The sequence below is a fragment of the Roseovarius sp. MBR-6 genome, assembly GCF_040547525.1.
Taxonomy (GTDB): domain Bacteria; phylum Pseudomonadota; class Alphaproteobacteria; order Rhodobacterales; family Rhodobacteraceae; genus Roseovarius.
This window is the reverse complement of the sequence record NZ_JBEPPW010000053.1, coordinates 1-4,322: the sequence shown is the minus strand read 5'-3', so window position 1 is coordinate 4,322 and position 4,322 is coordinate 1. Positions and strand designations below refer to the sequence as shown.

General features: G+C 56.3%; 5 protein-coding genes. 2 read left to right on the top strand and 3 right to left on the bottom strand.

The genetic code is table 11. The annotated features are described in order from the left end of the window. Positions 1 to 50: 50 nt before the first annotated feature. Together ABIE57_RS20300 and ABIE57_RS20295 are read right to left on the bottom strand one after the other, a co-directional pair. The gene (locus ABIE57_RS20300; RefSeq protein WP_354540849.1) at positions 51 to 656 is read right to left on the bottom strand and encodes an abortive infection family protein; all 606 of its coding nucleotides are present in this window, start codon (positions 654 to 656) and stop codon (positions 51 to 53) included. A gap of 159 nt (positions 657 to 815) precedes the next feature. Continuing rightward, positions 816 to 1,670 carry a hypothetical protein gene (locus ABIE57_RS20295; RefSeq protein WP_354540848.1) on the bottom strand — a complete coding sequence of 285 codons (855 nt, stop codon included), beginning with the start codon at positions 1,668 to 1,670 and terminating at the stop codon, positions 816 to 818. Between the two features lie 245 nt (positions 1,671 to 1,915). Here ABIE57_RS20295 and ABIE57_RS20290 point away from each other — a divergent pair, with 245 nt between their 5' ends. Continuing rightward, complete coding sequence (locus ABIE57_RS20290; protein WP_354540847.1) at positions 1,916 to 3,043, top strand: DNA-methyltransferase; 1,128 nt, start codon at positions 1,916 to 1,918, stop codon at positions 3,041 to 3,043. Here ABIE57_RS20290 and ABIE57_RS20285 read toward each other — a convergent pair. After that, a complete protein-coding gene (locus tag ABIE57_RS20285) occupies positions 3,035 to 3,988 on the bottom strand; it encodes a BstXI family restriction endonuclease (RefSeq protein WP_354540846.1) in 954 nt (317 codons plus the stop codon). The genes ABIE57_RS20290 and ABIE57_RS20285 overlap by 9 nt on opposite strands. A 161-nt stretch (positions 3,989 to 4,149) precedes the next feature. Between ABIE57_RS20285 and ABIE57_RS20280 the strand changes: the two genes are divergently transcribed. Beyond that, positions 4,150 to 4,272, top strand: coding sequence for a hypothetical protein (locus ABIE57_RS20280; protein WP_354540845.1), 123 nt, complete (start codon positions 4,150 to 4,152; stop codon positions 4,270 to 4,272). Positions 4,273 to 4,322 lie beyond the last annotated feature (50 nt).

Here is a 4,322-nt window from a genome sequence, read left to right as displayed (position 1 = left end):
GTCACCAGAAAGGGTAAAGGTGGCCGACTTTTACGCCGCCCGCAGCAGGCTCATCCCGCCGCTACCGTGGCCGACTTTCGCACCGCCGTTCTCAGTTCCTCTGTATGCTGGTTCGGCGCAAGGTTGAGCACCTTTGCTGCGCTCGCATACAGCTTCGGCAGGTCATCCTTGTCGGAATACGTCTCGCCGCATTCATCGAGAATGCGTTTTGCCACTGTTTCGAGCAGTGTCCTTGCCACCGTGATCGCGCCTTCGGGATCGACGTTCCGGCGGGCAATTGCCTTGCCCCAGACTGCGTGAACTCCGTCTAGGTCGAAGGTCTCCAAGGCATCAGACGCCACCTTGTCGCCGGGAGCCGTGTTGCGGCCCTCAAGTTGATCCATGAGTGGCGTGAAGGCCCCACTTATGATCTGCCTACGTTCAGCGTAACTGCCCGCCTCGTGTTTAATAAATGGCCAGAAGGCGTTGAGGTTGCGATATGTCCGCACGAATTGCGGAAGCAAATCACGAATCTGAGGGTCTGCCATGAACTCACGGCGAAGGTGTTCGTAGATATGATTGTCCGGTGAGCCGCCAGTTGCAGAGGCAATCAAAATGCCTTCCATCATGGCCACTCTCTCAATCGTGGGGCTTGGAATATCCTCAGGGTCGATCATGATTACTCCAGAACAGTGCATCACACCTATACCTGATCTTCCTTCAGCGAACACCGTAGACGCTGCTCCATCTGACCGGGTTATCCGCCTTACAGCGCTCAAGGATGCTAGGCTGGCCAATGTTCACTGCCAACCCAGCACTATCATATGTTGGACGGGCTATTTGCACGCCGCGACGAGTGCATCCGCGCGTGTCGTGTCAGCATCGCGTGCCGGGACGCGGTTCACACCCACGGGCAGGATCAAGTAGTACTTACCCGCCTTGCGTTCGACGCCAAGCCCGAGGGCTCCCATGTCTGTGCGCAGAGCGGCGGAAACGGTGCTCTTGTTCCATCCGAGCACTTCCATCAGTTCGTCGATGGTCGTGCCTCTGGACAGCGCCTCGGCCATCAGGTGCCGCTTGCTACCCGCCTTTGTGGCGCGCACGTCCTCCGCCTTGCCTGGTTCGAGCATCACCCGGTCGGGCAACATCCGTACCTTGCGGGCGTTCGGTGCAGTCTTTGCCTCGATCCCGTCGGCCATCAACTCGAACGCAACGACTATCCCCTGGTCCGATAGCACCTGCTGAACCGTTCCTTCACCGTTAACCGGGTCGCAGTCGACGACGACAAGGCCCTTGGTGGACAGCGACGACAGCACCCCGTTGACCTGTTTCTTGGTCAGCCCCGTGCGCTTCGAAGTTTCAGCAACGTCGCTCCAGGTCATGTTGTCCGCGCGCATCGCGTCGAGGGTCTCCGCGCCGTTGCAATCCATCCCGGCGTCGAGGTGGGCAACGACGACGGCCTTCTCAAGTGGGGTCAGTCCGTCGATGACTTGGCCGAGTGTCGGTTCGGTCGGGGGCGTGTCGTCTGTGCGTGCATCGCGCAGGTCAGCGTCACGTGCGTCTGTTGCCGACATAGTGTCGCACATGGCGACAAGGTCGGCCTTCGAGGTCTTTTTCAGCGCGGACGCGTTCAGGGGCGTGACCAGCAGGGCGTTCAGTTCATTCTTCGAGAGGGTGTTGAGGTCGGTCATGATCGTGGTCTCCGTTGATGAGGCGCACAGCGCGCCCGGTGACACGTTCATAAGTTCCACTTTTGTTCTCGCTCAACCGGGGATCGTCGGGCCAAGATGTTGTTTGATTGAGACACCTTAGGCGCGCCCGCCTAAAGAGGCGGCGTCTGAGCGACCTCCTGCTCTGTTGCGCAAGGCGTAGTGCCTGAGCGATTGCGTAGCCCCTACATATCGCGTAATCATAAGCAAAAGTGAGCAAGAGACACATGGCCTTCGAGATTCCCCGTTCTGAAAACGAAATCTATCCGTTGAACCGACAAGAGGCGTTCTGCAAAACGAGCGCCAAGCTTGCCGGGCATTCAGCCTTTCACAGTTCCGACCATAATCTGTTCAAAGGTGACTCGCTGGAATTGCTGCGATTGATACCGAGCAATTCTATCGACCTAGTGCTAACTGATCCGCCATATCATTCGACGAAAAAGGCCAATATTTATGGCGATGCGAGCTTTGGCGATGATGAGGCATATCTGTCCTGGATGGATCAGTATTACGCGGAATGGCACCGCGTCCTTCGACCAAATGGCTCTATCTATCTGTTTTGTTCGTCCGAAATGTCCCCGTTCCTTTACGTTCGGGCGTCCCAGACGATGAACATGCACAGCATCATCACTTGGACGAAGCCGAATGAACCAGGCTATGACGGCTGGAAGCAGAAAATGAAAAAGACGGCGCTGCGGCAGTGGTATCCGCACAGCGAAAGAATCATTGTCTGTTCACCAGCGCGCGAGGGCAACCTGCACAAGTCACCGTTTGGTTTGTTCCTGCGGGATTGTCGGAAACAATGCGATCTCTCGTCGAATGAACTCACGGAAATCATCGGTGCCTACGGCAAGGTGAACAACGGCGGTGCTGTCTCGAACTGGGAAACGGGTCGCAACATTCCAAGTCGGGATCAGTATGCCAAGATGTGCGCGGCGTTCATCGGCACCGGGAAGATTGCGCTGATGCCAGCCTATGAGGACGTGATCCGTGCCTTCAACGTCGATCCGAGCCAGCCGTTTACCGACGTTTGGGAGCACATGAACGTGCGCCAATACAAAGGCAAACACCCAGCGGAGAAGCCTCAAGACCTGCTAAAGCTGATCATCTCGACCAGCAGCTACGAAGGCGATGTGGTTCTGGACTGCTTCAACGGTTCTGGAAGTACAATGCTTGCGGCTCATGACCTGAAACGCCGATCAATCGGTATTGAGATTGAAGACAAGTGGGTTGAGTATGCAGCAGCCAGTCTTTCCGCCCGTGTAAAGGAGGGCAGGACGCACTCCGCTGCGCCGCGTATTCCGGTTTACGCGAATGGAAAAATCGCTGCTGATCTGCCCTTGTTTTCAGTCTAGCATCCCATTGCGTCGCATCACGGCAGCCATCCAATCGAGCGTGGGTTGGATACCTGAGTCCTTGCAGACGACATTGCAATGGTGATGCCCCCAGCCAAGGTTATAGGGCCTGTGGTTAAACAGCCCGTAGCCGAGTTCCTGGATATGAAACAGATTGATCTCCGTCACGGTCAAGTCATGCCGTTCACGCCCTGATGCCTGTGGCAAGCGACTCAGAAAACCTGCGGCACTGATCGGTTCAAGACAAAGAGGACAAACGAGTTCTCGGTCTGCGTTGACAATGCGTGCCTCCACTAGCTGATCATAGTCGAGCAACCCGAGACTTGCCGCATTGTCTAGGACAGCAGAACGGCGCTGTCGAATCTCGTCTTCCGTCATCCCCGCGGTTAGCATCTTTTCCACGGCGTCAACCGCGTGCCAAAATACCGCCTCAAGCTGAATTCTTGTGGTGCCAAGTGTTCCGAGGTCTGCGTATTCATAAAGCCGGATACCCGCGCCCTTTAGCCCGGTGCTGGTGAATCCAACATTGATCCGCTCGTCATTTGCAGAGGTGGTATTCGCAATTCTGGCAGCGTATTGACCGCCGAGCGGCGCAGTCCGGGAGGTTGGCGGGGTGAAGCCGTATTGGTCAGGGTGAAATTGGAGCCATTCGTCGCGCCGCTCGTAATAGACAAGGGCATTTACACCAATCTCCAGGCCATGTGCTGAAACATCTTGCCCCGCAACCTCGAAGTAATCGCGTGGGGGTATCATGACGATAAAACCGTTCTCAAACCTGAGCGAATGGAGTGTTGGAATTTGAACCCATACGGCAAAGGGGATCAGAACAGTTGAATTACGTCCGACACGATTCTGAAAAATCTGATCGTCGTCCGCTCCGCGCGTCTGCCCTGTCTTGTAGATCTTTCGGTCCAAAAGGCTTGGTAGCCTGGGCAGTCTCGCCATGCGTCGTTATCCATTCGTGGTTGCAGAACCTTGCTACCGCGCCAACCTGCCGAAGTAAATCGCGCAAGTACCTAGGATTTCTAGATTTCACCTCATTCCCGTGATGAACTTGCCTTAGACGCCGCTTAACGTCGTATCTGACAACGATGCAGGAGCACGCGATGACCTATGAAGAAGCAAGGAGCCAGCCGCTCCCGGATTGGCCTGAATGGATGAGCCCGGAGGTTGCCGCGCGCTACCTGAGAACGGCGGTGCGAAAGTCGGCCACGGTAGCGGCGGGATGAGCCTGCTGCGGGCGGCGTAAAAGTCGGCCACCTTTACCCTTTCTGGTGAC